20 protein-coding genes and 1 pseudogene are annotated in these 21,153 nt (G+C 69.8%); 9 read left to right on the top strand and 12 right to left on the bottom strand.

Annotated features, from left to right (window positions below; translation table 11 throughout):
* Positions 1–51 precede the first annotated feature (51 nt).
* Complete coding sequence (locus TPAU_RS17950) at positions 52–885, top strand: SAM-dependent methyltransferase (RefSeq protein ID WP_013128163.1); 834 nt, start codon at positions 52–54, stop codon at positions 883–885.
* 31 nt (positions 886–916) lie between these two features.
* Here TPAU_RS17950 and TPAU_RS17945 read toward each other — a convergent pair whose 3' ends face one another.
* The 6 genes from TPAU_RS17945 to TPAU_RS17920 form a co-directional block, all read right to left on the bottom strand.
* Positions 917–1,678 carry an anti-sigma factor gene (locus tag TPAU_RS17945; protein ID WP_013128162.1) on the bottom strand — a complete coding sequence of 254 codons (762 nt, stop codon included), beginning with the start codon at positions 1,676–1,678 and terminating at the stop codon, positions 917–919.
* Positions 1,675–2,244 (bottom strand): ECF RNA polymerase sigma factor SigK, encoded by a 570-nt coding sequence (gene sigK, locus TPAU_RS17940; protein WP_013128161.1) that lies wholly within the window; start codon positions 2,242–2,244, stop codon positions 1,675–1,677. The genes TPAU_RS17945 and sigK overlap by 4 nt, the downstream gene beginning before the upstream one ends.
* A gap of 92 nt (positions 2,245–2,336) precedes the next feature.
* Positions 2,337–3,131, bottom strand: coding sequence for a DUF1295 domain-containing protein (locus TPAU_RS17935; RefSeq protein WP_013128160.1), 795 nt, complete (start codon positions 3,129–3,131; stop codon positions 2,337–2,339).
* Positions 3,128–4,414 (bottom strand): SAM-dependent methyltransferase, encoded by a 1,287-nt coding sequence (locus TPAU_RS17930; protein WP_013128159.1) that lies wholly within the window; start codon positions 4,412–4,414, stop codon positions 3,128–3,130. Before TPAU_RS17930 ends, TPAU_RS17935 begins: the two co-directional genes overlap by 4 nt.
* Positions 4,411–5,175 carry a DUF1365 domain-containing protein gene (locus TPAU_RS17925; RefSeq protein ID WP_013128158.1) on the bottom strand — a complete coding sequence of 255 codons (765 nt, stop codon included), beginning with the start codon at positions 5,173–5,175 and terminating at the stop codon, positions 4,411–4,413. Before TPAU_RS17925 ends, TPAU_RS17930 begins: the two co-directional genes overlap by 4 nt.
* Positions 5,172–6,437: an NAD(P)/FAD-dependent oxidoreductase gene (locus tag TPAU_RS17920; RefSeq protein ID WP_013128157.1), complete on the bottom strand. Its 1,266-nt coding sequence runs from the start codon at positions 6,435–6,437 to the stop codon at positions 5,172–5,174. The genes TPAU_RS17925 and TPAU_RS17920 overlap by 4 nt, the downstream gene beginning before the upstream one ends.
* Before the next feature lie 95 nt (positions 6,438–6,532).
* Here TPAU_RS17920 and TPAU_RS17915 point away from each other — a divergent pair, with 95 nt between their 5' ends.
* Both TPAU_RS17915 and TPAU_RS17910 read left to right on the top strand, forming a co-directional pair.
* Positions 6,533–7,879 (top strand): TIGR01777 family oxidoreductase, encoded by a 1,347-nt coding sequence (locus TPAU_RS17915; RefSeq protein WP_013128156.1) that lies wholly within the window; start codon positions 6,533–6,535, stop codon positions 7,877–7,879.
* Positions 7,880–7,888: 9 nt separating this feature from the next.
* Positions 7,889–8,809 carry an MBL fold metallo-hydrolase gene (locus TPAU_RS17910; RefSeq protein ID WP_013128155.1) on the top strand — a complete coding sequence of 307 codons (921 nt, stop codon included), beginning with the start codon at positions 7,889–7,891 and terminating at the stop codon, positions 8,807–8,809.
* A gap of 1 nt (position 8,810) precedes the next feature.
* Here the strand turns inward: TPAU_RS17910 and TPAU_RS17905 are convergent, their stop codons facing one another.
* Positions 8,811–9,416 (bottom strand): hypothetical protein, encoded by a 606-nt coding sequence (locus TPAU_RS17905; RefSeq protein ID WP_013128154.1) that lies wholly within the window; start codon positions 9,414–9,416, stop codon positions 8,811–8,813.
* A 69-nt stretch (positions 9,417–9,485) separates the two neighbouring features.
* Positions 9,486–10,994, bottom strand: a complete 1,509-nt coding sequence (locus TPAU_RS17900) for a glutamate-cysteine ligase family protein (RefSeq protein WP_013128153.1) — start codon at positions 10,992–10,994, stop codon at positions 9,486–9,488.
* A gap of 144 nt (positions 10,995–11,138) precedes the next feature.
* Between TPAU_RS17900 and TPAU_RS17895 the strand changes: the two genes are divergently transcribed.
* Positions 11,139–11,849, top strand: coding sequence for a nickel-dependent lactate racemase family protein (locus TPAU_RS17895; protein WP_013128152.1), 711 nt, complete (start codon positions 11,139–11,141; stop codon positions 11,847–11,849).
* Here the strand turns inward: TPAU_RS17895 and TPAU_RS17890 are convergent.
* The gene (locus TPAU_RS17890; protein ID WP_013128151.1) at positions 11,846–12,226 is read right to left on the bottom strand and encodes a sterol carrier family protein; all 381 of its coding nucleotides are present in this window, start codon (positions 12,224–12,226) and stop codon (positions 11,846–11,848) included. The two genes, TPAU_RS17895 and TPAU_RS17890, sit on opposite strands and share 4 nt — an antisense overlap.
* Positions 12,227–12,315: 89 nt before the next feature.
* Between TPAU_RS17890 and purF the strand changes: the two genes are divergently transcribed.
* Together purF and purM are read left to right on the top strand one after the other, a co-directional pair.
* The gene (purF, locus tag TPAU_RS17885) at positions 12,316–13,869 is read left to right on the top strand and encodes an amidophosphoribosyltransferase (RefSeq protein WP_013128150.1); all 1,554 of its coding nucleotides are present in this window, start codon (positions 12,316–12,318) and stop codon (positions 13,867–13,869) included.
* A gap of 27 nt (positions 13,870–13,896) precedes the next feature.
* Positions 13,897–14,973, top strand: a complete 1,077-nt coding sequence (gene purM / locus TPAU_RS17880) for a phosphoribosylformylglycinamidine cyclo-ligase (protein ID WP_013128149.1) — start codon at positions 13,897–13,899, stop codon at positions 14,971–14,973.
* Positions 14,974–15,065: 92 nt separating this feature from the next.
* Here the strand turns inward: purM and TPAU_RS17875 are convergent, their stop codons facing one another.
* From TPAU_RS17875 to ygfZ, 3 genes are all read right to left on the bottom strand, one after another.
* Positions 15,066–15,266 (bottom strand): DUF3073 domain-containing protein, encoded by a 201-nt coding sequence (locus tag TPAU_RS17875; RefSeq protein ID WP_013128148.1) that lies wholly within the window; start codon positions 15,264–15,266, stop codon positions 15,066–15,068.
* 135 nt (positions 15,267–15,401) lie between these two features.
* Positions 15,402–16,034 carry an MOSC domain-containing protein gene (locus TPAU_RS17870; RefSeq protein ID WP_013128147.1) on the bottom strand — a complete coding sequence of 211 codons (633 nt, stop codon included), beginning with the start codon at positions 16,032–16,034 and terminating at the stop codon, positions 15,402–15,404.
* Positions 16,035–16,042: 8 nt separating this feature from the next.
* Positions 16,043–17,092: a CAF17-like 4Fe-4S cluster assembly/insertion protein YgfZ gene (ygfZ, locus tag TPAU_RS17865; RefSeq protein ID WP_013128146.1), complete on the bottom strand. Its 1,050-nt coding sequence runs from the start codon at positions 17,090–17,092 to the stop codon at positions 16,043–16,045.
* Positions 17,093–17,152: 60 nt separating this feature from the next.
* On the opposite strand from ygfZ, the gene TPAU_RS17860 reads away from it, so the two are divergent.
* The 3 genes and pseudogenes from TPAU_RS17860 to TPAU_RS17850 all read left to right on the top strand — a co-directional run bounded on the left by TPAU_RS17860 (position 17,153) and on the right by TPAU_RS17850 (position 21,150).
* Positions 17,153–18,025, top strand: a complete 873-nt coding sequence (locus TPAU_RS17860) for an aminodeoxychorismate lyase (RefSeq protein ID WP_013128145.1) — start codon at positions 17,153–17,155, stop codon at positions 18,023–18,025.
* Positions 18,026–18,104: 79 nt separating this feature from the next.
* Positions 18,105–19,487: an amino acid permease gene (locus TPAU_RS17855; RefSeq protein ID WP_013128144.1), complete on the top strand. Its 1,383-nt coding sequence runs from the start codon at positions 18,105–18,107 to the stop codon at positions 19,485–19,487.
* A 155-nt stretch (positions 19,488–19,642) separates the two neighbouring features.
* A pseudogene (locus tag TPAU_RS17850) lies at positions 19,643–21,150 on the top strand (cytochrome ubiquinol oxidase subunit I).
* Positions 21,151–21,153 lie beyond the last annotated feature (3 nt).

The raw sequence follows: 21,153 nt of genomic DNA, 5'->3' as shown, positions 1-21,153 counted from the left end.
CGTGAACTCCTAGCGCAACTCGAACGCAGTGGTGGTTAACTTGCCAACATCATGACAGAGCCCGAGCAGTTCGCCGATCAGACGCCGGACCGGCTACAGATCTTCGGCGTCGGGCAGCCCACCCCGTCTCGGTTGTACGACTACTTCCTCGGCGGCACCAGCTACTCCCTGGCCGACCGTGCCGCGGGCCGCGAAATCGAGCGCCGCGCACCCCACTGGGCCATAGGAACCCGGCTGAACCGCTCCTACGTGCGCCGGGCCGTGCAGCTCATGGCGGATGCGGGCATCGACCAGTTCATCGACCTGGGATCCGGTATCCCCACCGGCCGCACCGTGCACGATGTCGCGCGGGGTATCCACCGAGACGCTCGCATCGTGTACGTCGCATCGGACCTCGTCACTTTCCAGACGGTGCAGTACCTCCTGGACGGCCACGATGGAACCGCCGTCATCCCCACCGATTTCCGCGACCAGGAATCCATCCTGGCGCACCCCGCCACGCGGAACGTACTGGACCTCGCACGGCCCGTGGGCCTGATCCTGGTGGGGGTCCTGCTGTTCATGCCCCCGGAGGAGGCGAAGGAGATGATCCAGCGCTACCTGCGAGCACTGGCCCCGGGGAGCTACATCGCGATGCTGGTGCTCACCGAGGATTTCTCCGACCCGGAGGTGGCGGCCGAGATCGACTGGGTGCGTGAGCAATACGAACTGACGGCGACCCCGTTGCACCCGTACACGACGCAACAGGGACGCGATCTCCTGGCGGGCACCGAGCCGGTGGAGCCGGGCTTCGTCCGGCACCCACTGTGGCGGCCGGAGCTACCGCCGTCGGCGGAGCAGCTGCGCTGCGGCCACACCTACGTGTGCGTGACCCGGGTTCCCTGACGTCCGGCCTCGTTCCGACCTTCGACGGGAATCAGGTCGCGGCGATCGGCAGTGTCGCCACGATTCGTCCGGACGGTGTCGCCGCCCCGCCCGGCGCCTCGATCGAGATGCCGAACGTGGTGGCACCGTCGAGCTGTGCGACCGTGGCCGTGGTGGTCGGCCGGACGTCCTGCTGCGTCATGGTGCCGCGCGAGCGCGCGCCGCCACCCGGGTCCATCAGCCACATCTGGTACACCGTGCCGTCCTGCGGCGGCGGGACGTCGTTCATGAGCACCACGCCCGCGTTCTTCTCGCGCGAATAGACCAGGGAGATCGTGGCATCGCCGATGCGCGCCTGCGTGGTCCGGGCGTCCGGTGCGGCGAGTACCGCGTTCGAGTCCGGCGCCCCGGGCGCGGAGTCGGTGCCCAGACCCCGTCCGACGAGTACGCCGACGGCGACCGCGACGATCACCATGGCGGCTGCGGCGAATGCCTGCACCCGGCGCCGGGAGCGAGGGGCCCCCGCCGCGGCGGACGGTGCGCGCAGTGGTGTGGCACCCGGCTCGGTGACGAGGCCGCCGAGGATGCGATCGAAGGTCTCCGGGGCGGGTTGTTCGGCGAAGGTCTGCGCCTGTGCCGCCATGGTCTCGCGGACGTCGCGCACCCGATCGTCGAAGTGCCTGAGGGTATCGGCGTCGGTCGTCTCCAGCGAGGCCTCCACCTGCCGGATCTCGTCCGTGTCGAGCGCGTAGAGCGCGTACGCCTCGGCGAGGTCCAGCAACTCGTCCGGAGGCAGGGACTGGGTGGGGTTCACGCCGGATCACCCGCCAGCGGGCCGAGGCATCGGCGCAGCCGTGCGATGCCGTCGCGGATCCGCGTCTTGATCGTGGGCAGCGGGGTATCCAGCTGCTCCGCCACCTCCCGGTAGGTGTGCCCGCCGTAGTACGCCAGCGTCAGCGCATCGCGCTGTGAGGAGCTGAGGGTGTCGAGGCAATCGACCACCGCGGTCGCATCCTCGTTGCGTTCCGCCGCCTCCGAGACCGTGTCGTGCGGGCGCTGGTAGGCGTCGGTGGCGAAGGTGTTCTCCCGGTCGCCGCGGGCGCGTTCGGCCCGCACCCGGTCCACTGCCCGACGGTGCGCGATGGTCACCAGCCAGGACTGGGCGGAGCCGCGCGCCGGATCGAAGTCCGATGCCTTGTGCCACGCCTCCAGGTAGACCTCCTGGGTGATCTCCTCGCCGTAACCACGGTCTCCGATCACCCGCACGGCGGTTCCGTACACCAGGTGTGCAGTCCGGTCGTAGAGATCGCGGAAGGCGCCGACGTCGCCGCCGGCCACCCTGGGCAGCAGCGCATCCGCATCCGATCGAGCTCGGGCCATCGACGCCCCTCCTTCGTTGCACCGAAGGGTACCGGGCGCCCGCCGCGCGGGCACCCGCACGGTGCGGAACGGGGGACGGCGCCGCGGCCGGGTCAGCGCCGTTCACGACGGGGTGGAAGGGGGACGAAGAAGGACGTGCGTGCGGCGTACTCGTCCCAGCCGGGGCGCTGGCTCATGAATCGCTCGAGCAGGCGGGCGCCCGTGGCGTGGACGAGGAAGTAGGTCATCAGAGCGGGCGACGCCACGGTGAGCACACCCGGCCACGCGCTCGCCGCGATCAGCCAGACGCCCCACCAGGTGCAGGCATCGCCGAAGTAGTTCGGATGCCGAGTCCACGCCCACAGGCCTCGGTCCATGATCGCCCCACGGTGCGCCGGATCTGCCTTGAACACCCGCAACTGGTGATCACCGACCGCTTCGAAGCCGATGCCCACCACCGCGGCCGCCAGACCGGCGGCCGCCACGATCAACGCCACCCCGGTCGTGGAGCCGGTCACCGCGGACACCTGCACGGGCAGCGAGACGAACCACTGCGCCGCACCCTGGACGACGAAGATCTTGCGGATCACCGTGCCGATACCGCCGCCCCCGGCGCGATCGAGCAGGTCCACGTAGCGCGGGTCCTCCCCCTTGCCCGCGGACTTGATCCACATGTGCCAGGACAGGCGCACGCCCCACACCGTGACGATCGCGGTGATCACCGCACCACGGATGCGGTCGCCGTCACCGAGGAACAGCGCGATCCACGCGACGGCGACGATTCCCGCGCCCCACGCCACATCCACCACGTTGTAGCGGCCGATCGCCCGGCCCACCGTGAACGTGATCGCCTGCACGGCGGCCAGAGCCAGCACCGACCACGCGGTGACCACCAGGAATCCGCTCATCGTGCGGCCTCCTCGGTGAGCACGATCTGCTGCACGTCCAGGTATCCCGAACGGAAGCCCGCCTCGCTGTACGCGAGGTAGAACTCCCAGAGCCGGCGGAACTCCGGGGAATCCGCGGGCGGCGGCAGGGTCTGCGGTTCGGTGCGGAAGCGCTCGCGCCAGAGCCGTAGCGTCTGGCCGTAGTGCGCACCGAACCGGTGCCGGGCGCGCACCGTCAGCCCCGCCCGGCCCGCGGCCGCGGCGATCGCCTCGGTGGAGGGCAGCATTCCACCGGGGAAGATGTACTTCTGGATCCAGGTGTACGTGTGCAGGGTGGCCAGCATCCGGTCGTGCGGCATCGTGATGGCCTGCAGGGCGATCCGGCCGCCCGGCGCGAGCACCCGGGCGAGCACGGCGAAGTACTCGTCCCAGTGGGCCGCGCCCACCGCCTCGATCATCTCCACCGAGACCACCGCGTCGTACCGGCCGCGCACGTCGCGGTAGTCCCGCAGCTCGATCTGCACGACATCCGACAGGCCCGCCTCGGCCATCCGGCGCCGGGCCAGGTCGCGCTGCTCCACCGACAGGGTCACCGACCGCACCGTCGCGCCTCTGCGCGCCGCCCGTAGACACAGCTCGCCCCATCCGGTGCCCACTTCCAGGACCCGGCTGCCCGGCCCTACCCCCGCAGCGTCCAGGAGCCGGTCGATCTTCGCCCGCTGGGCGTCCGCGAGGACGGCGTACGCCGGCTCGGCGACCTGTGGGGCGCGGGTGACGCCGGGCTCGCTGTCGGGAAGCTCAGTGGTGCAGAACAGCGCACTGGAGTAGGTGAGCGTCTCGTCCAGAAACCGGGCGAACAGCTCGTTGGAAAGGTCGTAATGGTGGGAGATGTTGTCCTGCACATGATCTTCCGTACCGACCTCGGTGTGCGGCCGGGCCACTGCGGCCAGCGGTCGCAGGAGTTGCACCCAGCGCGGGACGAGAGCCGGCATCCGCTCGGCGAGGGCCGTCAGTGCCGCCGCGAGGTCGGGGGAGTCCCACTCGCCCGCGACGTAGGACTCACCGAAACCGATGAGCCGGGCGGTGCCGATCCGCCGCGCCACGGCGTCCGGATCGATCAGCGTGAGAACCGGTCCCGCCGGGACCGGGTCGCCGGGCCGGATGAGATGCACGCCGGATCGGCGTGCGGCCCTGCGGAGCAGGATCCGCGCGCCGCGGCCGAGCACGGCGGCGCGAAGCCCGGTGGGCGCCGGGACGAAGGCGGTAGGGGCGGTCGAGCGTCGAGCTTCGAGTTCTGCGGTCACGGATTCGCTTCCTGTTCGACGGGTCCGGAACGGTGTGATGGTCCTCGCGCGCCGGGTGCGCGCGGGACGATCGGCAGGCCCTTGGCCCACAGCCGGATTCCGTGCCACCGGATCCGGGCGGCGAGTACCAGGGGGACGAGCGGTGCCCTCAGCTGCGCCCGCACGATATGCGGCACCGACGCTGGGCGCCGAGTGCCGCGCCAGGTGGCGACGAACGGGGCTTGGCCGGTGCGATCGAGCACCACGTCGATGGCGAGGCGCTCGGCGGGCTCCGGCGTGCGCAATCGGTAGCGGCCCTCGACGGGGTTGAACGGGGAGACGTAGAAGTCCTTGTCCACCACCGTGCCCGATGCTGCGTCGGCGCCCAGGACATAGGCATGGCGCCCACCGTAGGTGTTGTGGACTTCGGCGATCACCGCGCGCACGGCACCGTTGCGGTCGTGGCACCAGAACACTGTCAGCGGATCGAAGACGTAGCCGAGGCACCGCGCGTTGAGCAGGGCGGTGATCCGCCCCCCGGGCGGCAGGACGCCGTGCCCGCGCAGGGCGTGCTCGGCCCGTCCGCGGAGCGTGTCGGGGCCGCTCGGCACGGGGCCCAGGTGATCGTGTGCGCGGAATCCCACGAAGGGCCGCAGCCACCACGGCACCTCGGGTGGCGCGTCGACGTCGATGAACCAGCTCGCGCTCCGATACCGGAAGGTGTGCATCACCGGTGTCCTTCGGGCGTGGGTGATCTCGGTGTCGTAGAGTGCGGTGGTCATCGTCGCCCGTCCAGGATCGTGGTGGCGGCCCGCAGACCCGATGCGGCGCCGTCCTCGTGGAAGCCCCAGCCGTGATAGGCGCCCGCGAACGCGATCGTCGGGCCCGAGATCTCGGGGAGGCGCCGGGCCGCCGCCACCGACTCCGTGGTGAAAGCCGGGTGTTCGTAGTCCAATTCGGCGATCACCCGGCGCGGGTCCACCCGGTCGGCCCCGCCGAGTGTCACCAGCACCCGCTCCCCGGCCGTGGGCAGTCCCATCAGCCGGGTGAGGTCGTAGGTCACCGATACGGTGCCGGTGTCCCCGGTCGCCAGGTAGTTCCACGACCCCCGCGCGTTCTCCCGGCGCGGGAGCAGCGAGGCGTCGGTGTGCAGCAGACCGGGATTCGGTGTGTACGCGATCGCACCGAGGATCGACCGCTCGGCCGTCGTCGGAGCGCCGAGCAGTGCGAGAGCGTGGTGGGGGTGCACCGCGATCACGGCGGCGTCGAACTCGTCGGTGCGGCCCGCATCGTCGACGATCCGGACTCCGGTGCCGTGGCGGCGCACGCTGCGTACCCCGGTTCCGAGCCGCACGTCGGGCACCTGCGCGACGATCCGCTCGACGTATCGCGCGGAGCCGCCCACCACTGTGCGCCATTGCAAAGATCTTCCCACCGAGAGCATTCCGTGATTCGCCAAAAACTCGAACAGGTATCGCGCGGGGTAGGCGCCCACGTCATCGGGGGGACACGACCACACCGCCGCCACCAGGGGGAGCAGGAAGTGCCGCACCAGCCGGTCGCTGAGCCCGGTCCGGCGCACGAACTCGTCGAGCGGAAGGTCGGCTGCGGCGTCATCGGCCAGGTGACGCCGGGCAGCGCGGTGGAACCGCGGCACCTCTGCGAGCAGGCGCAGGTGGCCGAGGTCGGCGAGGTGTCGCGCCGAGGGGAGCAATCCGCGGACCCCCTTGCCGCCGGCGAACTCGACCCCGTGGGCGTCGTCGCGGATCGACATCGACATCTCGGTGTCACGGGTGGCCACATCCAACTCGTCGAACAGGCTGCACAGCACCGGGTAGGTGGTGTCGTTGTGCACGATGAACCCGGAATCGACGGACACCGGATCGCCGACGCCGATGTCCACGGAGTGGGTGTGCGCGTGCCCGCCCGGACGCGGGTCCCGCTCGTACAGCGTGACCGCGGCGTCGTGGCGCAGATGGTGTGCGGCCACGAGCCCGGATACCCCGCTCCCGATCACCGCGATCCGCCTGTTCTCGGTTCTCATGCCCGGTATTCGGAGCCGAGCGATCAGTGGATGGGCCCGGACGGCGTGAGATTTCCGACCTGTCCCGGATCGTCTGGCGAGGCTACCGTGAGGTCATGGGTATACGGCGATCAGCAGTCATCGAGGCACCCGTCGACGAGGTCTTCGCGTGGTTCTCCCGGCCCGGGGCGTTCGCCCGACTCCAGGCACCATGGTTGCCGATGCGGCTGCGGTCCCAGGCATCCTCACTCGCCGATGGTGTCACCGTGATCGATCTTCCCGGAGGCCTGCAATGGTTCGCGCGGCACGACCCCGCGGCCTTCGTTCCCGGGCGCCGGTTCGTCGATGAGGTCGCGGCCGATGGCCTGCGCTCGCTGCCCGTGGGCGTGTTCCCGTGGCGCCACGTCCACGATTTCGAACCCGTCGACGCCGCGCGCACCCGGGTGATCGACGAGGTGCGCACCCCGGTCCCCGAGCAGTTGCTGTCCGAGGCGATCGAGTTCCGGTACCGACGGCTCGCAGGAGATCTGGCAGCGCACCGCCGAGCCGCGCAGGCGGGTCTGCCGCCCTCGACGGTGGCCGTGACCGGTGCGTCGGGACTCGTCGGATCAGCGCTCACGGCGTTCCTCAGCACCGGGGGCCACCGGGTGCTCTCCTTGGTGCGGGGGGAGCCGCGCTCGGAGTCCGAGCGCGCGTGGGATCCGGCGGCGCCCGACCCGGCGGCGCTGCGCGGCGTGGATGCCGTGATCCACCTCGCCGGCGCAAGCATCGCCGGCCGATTCACCGACGCCCACAAGACGCTGATCGCGGACAGCCGTATCGAGCCCACCCGGCTGCTGGCCCGCGCAGCGGCACAAGCCGGTGTGCCGGTGTTCGTGAGCGCCTCCGCGGTCGGCTGGTACGGCCGGGACCGGGGCGATGAGCTGCTCACCGAGGACGCGGCCCCGCCCGAGGCTTCCGACTTCCTCTCCGACCTGGTGCGCCGATGGGAGGGCGCCGCCCATGACGGCGCCGGCGCCGACACTCGCGTGGTCACCGTGCGCACGGGCATCGTGCAATCCCCGCAGGGCGGCACCCTGAAACTCCTCTTGCCGCTCTTCCGGGCCGGCCTCGGCGGACGGCTCGGCAGCGGGGAACAGTGGCAGCCCTGGATCGGCATCGATGACCTCGTCGACATCTACCACCGGAGCCTCTGGGACGGTGGGCTTTCCGGACCGGTCAACGCCGTCGCGCCCGGCGTGGTGCGCAATAGTGCGTACACCCGCGAACTGGGCCGTGCGGTGCACCGCCCCACCCTGCTGCCCGTGCCCTCGTTCGGTCCGGCCTTGCTCCTCGGCCGCGAAGGGGCCGAGGATCTCGCGCTCGCCTCGCAACGGGTGCGGCCGACCGTCCTGGAGGACCGCGGACACCCCTTCCGGCACCCGGATCTCGGTGGCGCCCTGCGGCATCTGCTGGGAGGCTAGGCTCGGCGCATGCGCCTCAAGCCCGGTCGCCCACGCCTCGCCGACCACCGTAGGTACTTCGACGAGCCGCCCGCGACCCCCTCGGCGCCGGTCACCGTGACCTGGGCGGGCGTGACCACGCTCGCGTTCAGTGACGGCGACTCCGCGGTGATGACCGACGGATTCTTCACTCGCCCCTCTCTCGTCGCCGTAGGGCTGGGCAGGCTGTCCCCGTCGCGGCGCCGGATCGACGCCGCCCTGTCGCGACTGTCGATCGATGAGCTCGACGCCGTGGTGCCGGTCCACACCCATTTCGATCACGCGATGGATTCTGCTGTCGTCGCCGAGCGGACCGGGGCCGTCCTGGTCGGTGGTGCATCGGTCGCCCACCTGGGGCACACGCTCCCCGACGGGCGCGTCCACGTGGTCACCGACGCACAGGCACATCCGTTCGGTGCCTTCGATGTGACCCTCATCCCGGGCCGACACTGCCCGCCCGACCGCTACCCGGGCGCGATCACCGCGCCGGTGATACCGCCGGTCCGGGCGTCCGCCTATCGGTGCGGCGAGGCCTGGTCGATGCTGGTGTGCCACCGCCCGACCGGCCGCACCGCGCTCGTGGTGGGCAGCGCCGGATTCGTGCCGGGCGCGCTCGCCGGTCGCACCGCCGACGTGGTCTATCTGGGCGTCGGCCAGCTCGGGCTGCAGTCGCCCGAGTACATGCGGCAGTACTGGGCGGAGACCGTGCGCACCGTCGGCGCCCGGCGGGTGGTGCTGACCCACTGGGACGACTTCTTCCGGCCGCTCGACCACGAACTGCGCGCCCTGCCCTACGCCGGGGACGATCTGAACGCGACCATGGCGGTGCTCACCGGAGTGGCCGCCGACGACGGTGTCGCGCTGCACTTCCCGGAGCCGTTCCAACCGACCGATCCGTGGCGACCGGTGTAGCTCACCGCACCTCGATCCGGATCGAGGTGGGACCGGCCACGGTGCGTACCGCAGTACCACGGGCGCCGAGGAAGGACTGCTGCTGGTCGCCGTGCGAGGGATACGTGGTGACATCCGCGATCAACGATGGTGCGTCCCGGTCGATCCGGGCCGGGGGACCGGCACCGTCGCGCGCCTTGGCCGTGGCGAAGTCGACCTGCACGATGCACCGTCCGATCACCGGGACCTGTTCATCGACGCCCGTGCGAATGGCGACGTCGACCCGTGCAAGCCGCCAGTGCACCACCCCGTCGCCGGTGAAACCGTAGGTGGCGGAGTCGGAATCGACGACCACCGGCTCCGCGTGCAGCCACTGGTCGGCGTTCGATGAACCGGGGTGTGGCGCACCCGGGATCACCCGGGGGAGGGGGCCGCTGGGACCGACGGCATCCGGCAGCGGGTTGCCGATGGTGAGTTTCCCCGAGGTGGGACTATTCACGACACAGGGTGCCGATCGTGGCGGTGGGGCGATATCCCCGGCCCACGGACCGATCCCGCATCCGGCGAGGAACGCCGACAGCGACAGTGCCGCAATGCCGAGGCCGGTTCGCCACGCGGACCTCGCCATATCCCGACGGTACGCCCGAACGCGGCACGCGGTGGACGACTGTCGAAACCCTTCCCGGGAGAAGCGCCGTCACACCTCCCAGGTGTGCACCGGCGCCCCCTCGTGCATCAGCTCGACGTAATCGGCGAGCATGCCGCGCAGGGCCCGATCGCGAGACTCGCCCGCGGCTTCCCGCGCCGCCACCGCCGCGCGCTGCCAGGAGGAGCCGGTCTGCCGCTGCACACACCGTCCCTCCAGCAGTGTGAGGTAGCGGTCGCGCGAACGGGAACCCACGCCGTAGGCCCGGAGCCCCTCGTCGACCAGGGGCAGCAGGCGGCGAAGCACCAATTCGTCGGGCCGGATCCAGCCCACATTGGGCCAGTACAGACCCGCGTCGAAGCCATCCCGCGCACCGGAATGCAGGTTCTCGGTGGCAGCGTCGAAACTCATCTGCGTCCAGATCGGGCGGTCGGCCTCGACCAGTGCGCGCACCGTCCCGTAGTAGAAGGCGGCGTTCGCCATGGTGTCCACCACGGTGGGCCCCGCCGGCAGTACCCGGTTCTCCACGCGTAGGTGGGCGTGCCCGTCGACCACGTCGTACACGGGGCGGTTCCACCGGTACACGGTGCCGTTGTGCATGCGGAGCTCCGGCAGTTCCGGTGCCTCGCCGCGGTCGACCACTTCGAGCGGATCGACGTCGGTGCACACCGGCAGCAGCGCGGGGAAGTAGCGGGTGTTCTCCTCGAACAGGTCGAAGGTGGAGGTGATCCACCGCTCCCCGAACCACACCCGCGGGCGCACCCCCTGATTGCGCAACTCGATCGGCCGGGTGTCGGTGGCCTGTTCGAACAGGGGGATCCGCGACTCGTGCCACAGCGCCTTCCCCGCCAGGAACGGTGAGTTCGCCGCGATCGCCACCTGCACGCCCGCGATCGCCTGGGCCGCGTTCCAATGCGCCGCGAAGTCTTCCGGGGCCACCCGCAGGTGCAGTTGCAGTGAGGTGCACGCCGCCTCGGGAAGGATGGTGTCCGAGGTGATGTCGAGCCGCTCGCCCACGATCGCCCCGGGCATCGGCGCGCCCTCGATGTCGATCTCGATGTCCTCGCCGCGTGCCGCGAACACCTGCTCGTTGAGCAGGTCGTAGCGCGGATTCGCCGAGAACCACTGTTTCGCGAAGTGCTCCTCCCCGAGGGTCGGGAGCATCCCGATCATCACCAGGTGCGCGCCGCGCTCGCGGGCCCGGTCGTCGGCGCGATTGAGCGACGCGCGCAGCGAATCTTCGAGACTGATCGTGTGCTGGTCCACGAACGGCCGCGGCGCCACGTTGATCTCGATGTTGAACTGACCCAATTCCGTCTGGAAGTCCGGATCGGCGATGGCGTCGAGCGCCTCCGCGTTCGCCATCGCGGGTTCCATCGCGTCATCGACCAGGTTGAGTTCGACCTCCATCCCCAGCAGTGGTTCCGGTGGCGCACCGTCATCGGTGAACAGCCCCTCGGCCAACATGCGCGCGATGGCGTCCGTTCCGCGCTGCACCTGCCTGCGAAACCGCATCCGATCCTCGCGCGTGAAGTCCCTTGCGTCGACGTCCGCTCCCATGTCCGAAGCCTGACAGAACGGCTGCGCACGGAGGGGGAAAACCACGATCCCGCCGCCCGGCGGGTTCACAGCACTACAGGGCCGGTGTTAGGTTCGTTAATGTCGCTCACAGCTTCTACTCATCGCGTTTCGGGAGGAACCCACATGCACGCACTCCGACGGTCGGCGGTCGTCGTCGCCGCTCTGGCCATCGCAGCACCCGCCGGGGTCGCCCAGGCCGCTCCTGCGCCGGCGCCCGGTAAGCCGGCCACCCCGGCCGCCCAGTTGCTGCTGACCCAGGCCGAGTTCCCCGCCGGCTACGAGGTGCAGCAGGTCTCGGCCAAGGATCTCGCCGACGTACTGCGCGATGTGGGTAGCGGCCTGAACAAGGCCAAGGTCACGCCCGCGCACTGCGCACCGGTGGTCAACCGCGCCGACTTCGAGCGGTCGAGCAAGCTCCCTCTGGTGGTCGGTGTCAACAAGGCGAAGAAGGCCGCGATCTCCGAGGTTCTCGCCGAGGGTCAGAGCATCGACAAGGCGCTCGCGAACCCGGCCGGCTGCGACAAGGTGCGCGTGGAGATGAACGACATCGCCGGCACCAAGGACCGCGTCGTCCTGGACATCACCTCGACACCGGTGAACCTCCCGGGCGCACCCGCCGGCAGCAAGGCCGTGCTCGCCACGTCGACCGGCACCGTCACCGTCGATGGCAAGGCTAAGCCGATCAAGCAGGAGCAGTTGCTCGCGGGCGCGAACGTCCGTGGTTACGCGCTGCTCATCACCGGTTCGGGCGCCGGACCGAACCCCGTCGCCGACCGCGACGGTGTCGCCAAGGCTCTGGCCACCGGCATCAATAAGGTGCGCACCGCGCGCTAGATCCGCAGAAGGGGCAATAGGTGGGCCACCTCGCCCGCCCGCGAGCCGCTTGCCTGCACCTGAGCCGCCTCGGCGGCACCGTCGAAATCGATGGCACCGGTCACCAATCGGAGCCATACCCGCGGCACGCACTCGACCACGTTCGGGGGCGTGCCGCGGGTGTGCCGGGGCCCGTCGATGCACTGCACCGCCACGAACGGCGGCACCCGCACCTCGACCGACCCACCCGGCGCGTCCTGCGCCAACGTCCGCGCGGTGGTCCGCACGGCCGCCGCGACCGCTGCCCGCGGGGGCTCCGGCGCATCGTCGTTCTCGATCCAATCCCGCACGGCGAGCACGGCCGCCCGCATCTGGGCAGGGTCGATCTTCTTCGCCATGGCGGAAAACCTACTCGTCGATTCGATTCGGAGGCCTTCGCACCCGTAGAATCGGAACCGGCCCGCCCCAGCCAGCCTCAGGAGTCGCCGTGCAGCAGCTTCCGCTTACCGTCGTCGGACAGGATCAGGACGAGCAGGAGCCCCGCGAGGAATGCGGAGTCTTCGGCGTCTGGGCCACGGGGGAGGACGTCGCGAAGCTCTCCTATTACGGCCTGTACGCCCTGCAACACCGTGGCCAGGAGGCCGCGGGTATTGCCGTGGGCGACGGCCAACAGGTGCTGGTGTTCAAGGATCTCGGCCTCGTGAGCCAGGTCTTCGACGAGCAGACCCTGAGCTCCATGCCCGGCCACGTGGCCATCGGCCACTGCCGCTATTCCACGACGGGTTCCACCACGTGGGAGAACAGCCAGCCGATCTTCCGCACCACCAGCGCCGGCAACGGTGTCGCGCTGGGGCACAACGGCAACCTGGTGAACACCGCCGAGCTGGCGCAGCGCGCCACCGAGCTGGGCATCTCCGGGCAGGCCCCCGGGAACGCCGCCTCGTCCGACTCCGATGTGGTGGGCGCTCTGCTGGCCCACGCCGCCGCGGACCGCACCCTGGAGCAGGCCGCGATGGAACTGCTGCCCACGCTCAAGGGTGCCTTCTGCCTCACCTTCATGGACGAGCACACGCTGTACGCGGCGCGTGATCCGCACGGGGTGCGCCCGCTCTCGCTCGGCCGCCTGGACCGCGGCTGGGTGGTCGCCTCCGAGACCGCCGCCTTCGACATCGTCGGTGCCTCGTTCGTGCGCGACATCGAGCCCGGCGAGCTGCTCGCCATCGACGAGGACGGTGTGCGTTCCACCCGGTTCGCCGAGCCCACCCCGAAGACCTGCATCTTCGAGTACGTGTATCTGGCTCGCCCCGATTCGGTGATCCACGGCCGGTCGGTGCACTCGACCCGCGTCGACATCGGTCGTCGTCTGGCCCGCGAGCATCCCGCCGAGGGCGATCTGGTGATCCCGGTCCCCGAGTCCGGAACTCCCGCAGCTGTCGGCTACGCCCAGGAATCCGGTATTCCGTACGGCCAGGGCCTGATGAAGAACGCCTACGTGGGCCGCACCTTCATCCAGCCCAGCCAGACCATCCGGCAACTCGGCATCCGGCTCAAGCTCAACCCGCTGCGCGAAGTGATCCGAGGAAAACGCCTTGTGGTGGTGGATGATTCGATCGTCCGCGGCAACACGCAGCGGGCGCTGATCCGGATGCTCCGCGAGGCCGGTGCCGCCGAGATCCACGTGCGCATCGCGTCGTCGCCGGTGAAGTGGCCGTGCTTCTACGGTATCGACTTCGCCTCCCCGGCCGAGCTCATCGCCAACGGCGGCGGCGACGATTCGATGGAGGCGATGGTCGAGTCGGTGCGCGCCGCCATCGGTGCCGACAGCCTGGGGTACATCTCGCTCGACGAGATGACCGCCGCGACGGAGCACGAGGGCAGCTCGATGTGCCGCGCCTGCTTCGACGGGCAGTACCCGATCGCGCTGCCCGAGTCGACGTCGATGGGTAAGGCCGTGCTGGAGAACATGCTCAAGGCGGGTTCGCCCGAGGGTGATCCGCTGCGCGCCGAGAACGACAACGCCTCCGCGCTCCGACGTCCCTGACAGTGGGGTCGGGTAGCCTATGACCCCGTGACGGATTCCACTAACCAGCCCCCGCAGGGCGCCTCGTACGCCGCCGCCGGAGTCGACATCGAGGCCGGTGACCGCGCCGTCGAGCTGTTCAAGCCGCACGCCAAGCGCGCCACCCGGCCGGAGGTTCTGGGCGGTCTCGGCGGATTCGCCGGACTGTTCGCCCTCAAGAAGTACCGCGAGCCCGTGTTGGCCGCCTCGACCGACGGCGTGGGCACCAAGATCGCCGTCGCACAGGCCATGGGCAAGCACGACACCGTGGGCATCGATCTAGTGGCGATGGTCGTCGACGATCTCGTCGTGACCGGTGCCGAACCCCTGTTCCTGCAGGACTACATCGCTGTGGGCAAGGTGGTTCCCGAGACCGTCGCCGAGCTCGTCGGCGGCATCGCCGAGGGCTGCGTCCGCGCCGGCTGTGCCCTCCTCGGCGGCGAGACCGCTGAGCACCCCGGCCTCATGGCCGAGGGCGAGTACGACCTGTCCGCGACCGGCGTCGGCGTGGTCGAGGCCGACGAGGTGCTGGGCCCCGACAACGTCCGCGCCGGCGATGTGGTGATCGCCATGAAGAGTTCGGGCCTGCACAGCAACGGTTACAGCCTGGCCCGCAAGGTACTCCTCGACTGGGGCCACATGGACCTGGGCGGCTACGTCGAGGAGTTCGGCCGCACGCTCGGCGAGGAACTCCTCGAACCCACCGCCATCTACGCCCTCGATTGCCTGCGGCTCACCCAGGAGACACAGGTGCGCACCTTCTGCCATGTGACCGGTGGCGGCCTGGAGGCCAACCTCGCCCGCGTGATCCCGGACGGTCTGGTGGCCGACCTCGACCGCAACACCTGGAGCCCGTCGGCCGTGTTCGCCCTGATCGCGCAGCGCGGCCGGGTCGAGCAGGCCGAGATGGAGAAGACCTTCAACATGGGCGTCGGCATGGTGGCGATCGTCGCGCCCGAGGACGTCGATCGTGCGCTGGCCGTGCTCACGGCACGCCACATCGACAGCTGGGTGCTGGGCTCGATCAAGAAGTCCGACGGCTCGTCCACCGGTGCGGTGCTGAGCGGCTCGCACCCGAAGTTCTAGGCAGGCCGCGTTCGAGCGCAACGCTGTGAGGAACCGCGTCCCGGCTGGGGCGCGGTTCCTTGTGCGTTACAGGATGTGAGCGGTGGCGCGCGTCAGGCGCGGCGCCACTCCTCCTCGCGGTACGGCTCACCCGCGACGTCGCTCCACTCGGGGTGAGAGGCGAGCACATCGGCCTCGTCGTTCCCGCCACCCGCCAGCTCGTCTTGCAGCCTCTTCAGGTCGGTGCTGGGGGAGCTGTACTTGAGCTCCCGTGCAACCTTGGTCTGCTTCGCCTTTGCTCGGCCGCGGCCCATGGGGGACCCCCTTGCGCAATGAAGGGGCGGCCAGCTACCGGTTTGCCCGGTGGGTGGCGGCCCCTTTCTCCGTGTACAAATTCTTCCTGGGGTCCAGTTTAGCGTGCGATCGGCGATGGTGCTGCCGCCTGGGTGTCACTTTGCTCGATTGAGCGCCCTGCGGGCGTCCCGCTCCACCTTCGGTGGCAGGTCACGGCCGGTCAGGAGCGTTTCGAGCCGGTCCGGCCGTGTCGCACGGAACAGATCGCGCACCGTGGCGCCGTGTTCCGGGACGTGGATTTCGGTGACGGGGTCGCCGGCGGCCACCGGACCGGGGGTGAGCACCCGGAAGTAGGCGCCGGTGTCGGCCCGGGCGGTGAACCGCTTGAGCCAGTCGTCCTCGCCGGACCAGAGCGCGAAGGTCCGGCAGGGTGTGCGGGGGATGGTGGCCTCGAGTTCGAGGGTGTCGCCGATCCGCAGCCGGGTGCCCACCACGAGGTCGGTGGTGGGTCCGTCGACGCGCAGGTTCTCGCCGAACCAGCCGTGCGGCAGCGCGCGGCCGAGCTCGTCGGCCCAGCGCTCCGCCTCGTGCTGGGAGTACGCGTAGACGGCTTGCTCTTCGCCGCCGTGATGTCTGCGGTCGCAGACGTGGTCGGTGACCGGTCCCAGTGGCCCGACCTCGATGGGGCCCTCGGACGGACGCTTATCGATGGCGGTCCGCTGTTCCGGCTTGCGGGCGTCGAGCCGGTGCTCCGCGGCCACGACGCACACCGCGAGAATCCGGCTCACCGGTCGGCTCACCGGCCGCGCAGCCGGTCGACGGCGGACCGTCCGGCTTGCTCGGCGGTGTCGGCGGCGGGCGTGACGTCCGCGTCGATCGCGGCCGCGGCGCCACCCGCCTCGAGCTTCGCGTCGTCCGGGATGGTCCGTTTGATCAGAGCGAGTGCGATCGGGCCGTAGTCGGCGTGTTCGACCACGGTGCCGAGCCGCCCGACGGTGCGACCGTCCACCGTCACCGGGTCGCCGGTGGCGGGCGTGGCGTCGGCGGAACCGTCGAGATGCAGCAGCACCAGCCGGCGCGGCGGGCGGCCGATGTTGTGCACCCGCGCGATCGTCTCCTGCCCGCGGTAACAGCCCTTGTCCAGGTGGACCGCAGTGCCGATCCAATTCACCTCGTGCGGAATGGTCTTGTCGTCGGTGTCGAGTCCGGCACGAGCGTGTGCGGCGGCGACGCGGCGGGCCTCGTACGCCCACGTCCCGACCGGGCGGGCGCCCGCGGCGACGAGCGTGGTGATCGCGTCCGGGACGGCCGCACGCTCGATGATCAGGTTGACCTCGTCCGGCTCGCTGCGCCGCACGCCGGGCACCGCCTCCGCGACGGTCGCGGCGTCGGGGCCGAACACGGTGAGCACCGCGAGGTCGTCGCGCGCCTGCACCTGCACGTCGGCCCGGAACACCATCCGCTGCAGGTACGTGCCCAGATCAGGGGAGAGGGGCGCCTCCTTCGGCGCGAGCGTCGCGGGCTCGGTGTCGAGGTAGGCGGTCCCGTCGGAGTCGGTGACCCAGAAGTGGTCGAGTACCCGGCCGCTGCCGTCGAGGTTGAGGTTCTGTACCGACCCGCCGTCGGGGAGGGCGGTGAGGTGCTGACTGGTGATCGAGTGCAGCCAGGACAGCCGGTCGGGGCCGGTGAGCGTGATCACCCGCCGATTCGACCGGTCGACCACCGCGGCACCGCGTTCAGCAGCCCGTTGCTCACCGAACGGATCGCCGTAATGCCAGGTCACACCCGCATCCACGGCGTCCTCGGGATTCGCTATACCGGACACGACATGTTCGGAATCGACCACTACTCGACTCTACGCCCGCCGCCCGCACGGCCCGATTCCGCGTGCCCTAACCTTGCGGCCATGGCCGACGCTTCCGTGGTGGTGACCCTCGACGGTTCCGCCCACGATCCCGATACGCCACTGCTCTACGCCGACGATCTCGGGGCCGTCCGCGGGGATGGCTGCTTCGAGACGGTGTTGGTGCGCGGGGGTCGCCCGCTCAAGGCGCGTGCGCACCTCGACCGACTGGCCCGCTCCGCCGCCGCTCTCGGCCTTCCCGCGCCGAACGACGGTGCCTGGTGGGCGGCGATGGAACGCGCTGCGGTGCTCTTCGCCGAGAAGGCCGGGGAGAGCGTCGAGGGTGCGCTGCGGCTGGTCTACACCCGCGGTCGCGAATCCGATCCGCAGTCGCCGACCGCGTACCTGACGGTGGCGCCGGTGCCGGAACGGGCGCTCACGGCGCGGCGCGACGGTGTCTCTGCGATCACCCTGAACCGGGGCTACTCCACCGCTCTGGCGACGGACGCACCGTGGCTGCTACTGGGAGCGAAAACGCTGTCGTACGCGGTGAACATGGCGGCCACCCGGTACGCGGCCGACCAGGGCGTCGACGATGTGATCTTCACCTCCAGCGAGGGCCGTGTGCTGGAGGCGCCGCGTGCCACCGTGGTGGTGGCCCGGGGCCGTACGCTGGTGACCCCGCCCGACGAGCAGGGCATCCTGCCGGGCACCACCGTGGCGGCCCTGTTCGACGCCGCACAGGACAAGGGCGTCGCGACCGCGGTCGAGCCGCTGTTCCCGGTGGATCTGGTGATGAACGACGGGGTGTGGCTGATCTCGTCGATCACGTTGTGTGCGCGGGTGCACACACTGAACGGTCGTGCGCTTCCCGATGCGCCGATGGACGAGACCGTCCGGTCGTTGCTTGAGCTGGGTATCGAGAACACTCCCTGAAATCGGTTCGCGCGCGGGCATTTCCGGACAAACCCGGCAAGTCCAGCGGTATCGGCGTCGCGGGGCTAATGTGCCGTGGATGAATACGCAGGTCACCGACCGCTCGGGCGGTAACGAACTGGGGACGAGCCTTAAACCCCGGCACATCACGATGATCTCGATCGCGGGCGTGATCGTCGCGGGTCTGTTCGTGGGCTCGGCGAACGCGATCAAGCTGGCGGGCCCGGCGGTGCTGATCTCGTACACGCTCGCCGGCCTGTTGGTGATCCTGGTGATGCGGATGCTGGGCGAGATGGCGACGGCGCAGCCGGACACGGGCTCGTTCTCCACCTATGCGGAGCGAGCCCTCGGGCGCTGGGCGGGGTGCAGCATCGGCTGGTTGTACTGGCTGTTCTGGGTGCTGGTGATCCCGGTGGAGGCGACCGCCGCGGCGGTGATCATGGCCAAGGTGGTGGGCGGCCCGCAATGGTCCTGGGCGCTGCTCGTGGTGGTGCTGCTCACCGTGACGAACCTGCTGTCGGTGGGCAACTACGGCGAGTTCGAGTTCTGGTTCGCTCTGATCAAGGTGCTCGCGATCGTCGCTTTCCTGGTGCTCGGCGTGCTCGCGATCCTCGGCCTGCTGCCCGGTTCCGGTGTGTCCGGCGTGCATCACCTGTGGGATACCGGCGGCTTCATGCCGAACGGGGCGAGTGCGGTGATCGCGGCGATGCTCACCACCATGTTCACGTTCATGGGCTCGGAGATCGTGACCATCGCCGCCGCCGAGTCGCCGGAACCGGCGAAGGGGATCACCCGTGCGGTGAATTCCGTGGTGTGGCGGATCTGCCTGTTCTATCTGGGCTCGATCTTCGTGGTCGTGGCGCTGGTGCCGTGGAACTCGCTGGACTCGGCCACCGGCTCGTACCAGGCGGTGCTCACGGCGATGAACATCCCGGCGGCCGCGGGGATCATGGATGTGGTGGTGCTGGTCGCGGTCGCGTCGTGCCTCAATAGCGCGCTCTACACCGCGTCGCGGATGCTGTACTCGCTGGCACAGCGCGGCGACGCTCCCCGCGCCGCCGGCCGGACTACCTCTCGCGGGGTTCCAGCGGTGTCGGTGCTGGCGTCGATGCTGCTCGGATTCCTCGCCGTGATCGGCAACTACGTGCTGCCGGAAAAGCTGTTCGGTTACCTGCTCGCGACCACCGGCGCGGTGGCGTTGTTCGTCTACCTGGTGATCGCGCTCAGCCAGATCGCCCTGCGCCGCCGGGCGACGGAACCTTCGCCGCTGCGGATGTGGTTCTTCCCGTGGGCCACCTACGCAGTCATCGCCTTCATCGTGTTCATCATCGTCGCGATGATCATCGACCCGAGCCAGCGCAGCGCGGTGGGCCTCTCGACCGGCCTCGCGGTGTTCGTCGTCGCGGCGAGCCTGCTGCACCAGCGCCGCATGGAGCGACGGTCCGCCTCGGCCTCGTCGTAACGGGGGCACATTCGGTGCCTGCGGGTGGCGACGTGTGCTTAGTCTCAGTGCTTGGGATCGCGTCCGCTGGCTACTACCATTCGTAGTAGCTACTACGAGTTGTAGTAACCCGGGTCGGTGATGGCCGACCCGCCCTCAGCCCAGGGAGCGAGCACATGAGCGCACTGGACATCGCGCGCTGGCAATTCGGTATGACCACGGTGTTCCACTTCATCCTGGTCCCGCTCACGATCGGCCTCGCCCCGATGGTCGCCACCATGCAGACCCTGTGGCTGGTGACCGGCAAGAAGGCGTGGCTGCGCGGTACCAACTTCTTCGGCAAGCTCTTCCTCATCAATTTCGCCCTGGGCGTGGCCACCGGCATCGTGCAGGAGTTCCAGTTCGGTATGGCCTGGAGCGAGTACAGCAAGTTCGTGGGTGACGTCTTCGGCGCCCCGCTCGCGCTGGAGGGCCTGGTGGCCTTCTTTATGGAGTCCACCTTCCTCGGCCTCTGGATATTCGGCTGGACCCGGCTCCCCAAACTCGTACACCTGGGCTGTATCTGGATGGTCGCGGTGGGTGTGAACGCCTCCGCCTACTTCATCGTGGCCGCGAACTCGTGGATGCAGCACCCCGTGGGCGCGACCTACAACCCCGAGACCAGGCGCGCCGAGCTCACCAGCATCTGGGAGGTGCTCACCAACTCCACCACCTTGGCGGCGTTCCCGCACACCGTGTTCGGCGCCTGGCTCACCGGCGGCACCTTCGTCGCCGCGATCGGCGGCTGGTGGATGGTGCGCGGTATGCGCCGGGGTGATCCGGACGCGCTGGAGCTCGCCCAGATGTTCCGCCCGATCACCCGGTTCGGCCTCGGCGTCATGCTGGTCTCCGCCGTGGGCCTCGCGATCACCGGCGACGCGCAGGCCAAGCTCATGTTCGAGCAGCAGCCCATGAAGATGGCCTCCGCCGAATCGCTGTGCCCACCGAGACCGGGGCCAGTTTCTCGCTGCTCACCATCGGCACCCACAACGACTGCGAATCGGTGCAGCACGTGCTCTCGGTGCCCTACCTCACCTCGTTCCTCGCCAACGGCGATCCGAACTCGACCCTCAAGGGCGTCACCGAACTCCAGGCCGAGGCCGTCGAGAAGTTCGGACCGGGCGACTACCGGCCCAACCTGTTCGTCTCGTACTGGGCCTTCCGCGCGATGATGGGCTGGTCTGTCGGCTCGGGTGTTCTCGCCCTCGCGGGCCTGTGGGTCACCCGGCGCAAACGGATACCCGACCAGAAGTGGTTCAGCCGGATCTGCCTGATAGCGCTGCCGACGCCCTTCCTTGCGAACACATCGGGCTGGGTGTTCACCGAGATGGGCCGCCAGCCCTGGGTGGTGGTGCCGAACCCGAACGGCGACCAGTCGATCCGGCTCACCGTCGCCGATGCGGTCTCCGGCCATTCGACGCTGATGATGGCGTTCTCGCTGGTGACGTTCGCCGCCGTGTACGGGGTGCTGTACCTGCTGTGGTTCGCGCTGTTGCGCCGGTACGTGATCGAGGGGCCGCATTTGCACGACCCGGACGACCACGACGATGCCGACGACGAGGGCGTGGGTACCGACGACGATCCCGACGGTGCGCCGCCGGGTAGCGCCGGTAAGCCCGCGGACCAGCTGTCCTTCGCGTACTAGGAG

Source organism: Tsukamurella paurometabola DSM 20162 (genome assembly GCF_000092225.1).
GTDB lineage: Bacteria > Actinomycetota > Actinomycetes > Mycobacteriales > Mycobacteriaceae > Tsukamurella > Tsukamurella paurometabola.
This window is presented reverse-complemented; position numbering and strand designations above follow the sequence as displayed.